This window comes from Salinimicrobium oceani (genome assembly GCF_012037645.1).
Genome location: NZ_JAAVJR010001218.1, coordinates 1 through 343, shown reverse-complemented (window position 1 = coordinate 343; position 343 = coordinate 1). Strand labels below are relative to the sequence as shown.

The 343-nt window shown below is 45.8% G+C and carries 1 protein-coding gene; it reads left to right on the top strand.

Translation table 11 applies throughout. The annotated features are described in order from the left end of the window. Nucleotides 1-343 (top strand): helicase HerA-like domain-containing protein (locus tag HC175_RS21535; RefSeq protein ID WP_168139959.1); only part of this gene is annotated, 343 nt, incomplete at both ends.

Genomic DNA, 343 nt, shown 5'->3' with positions numbered 1-343 from the left:
CAAAAAAAGGAGTCCCCGTGCTGCTTATGGATGTGAAGGGAGACCTTAGCGGGGTGGCAAAACCTTCAGCCGGAGAAGCCTTTATACATGCCCGCCATGAAAAGTTGAATTTTCCTTTTGAAGCTTCGGCAGCTCCTGTGGAAATTTTAAGCCTTTCCGAAGAAAATGGAGTACGCCTAAGAGCTACTGTAAGTGAATTTGGACCGGTTTTACTTTCCAGAATCCTCGACCTTTCAGACACTCAAAGCGGAATTCTTTCCATCATCTTCAAGTATTGCGATGACAACCACCTGCCCCTCCTGGATCTAAAAGACCTTAAGCAAATATTGCAGTATTCCACCGG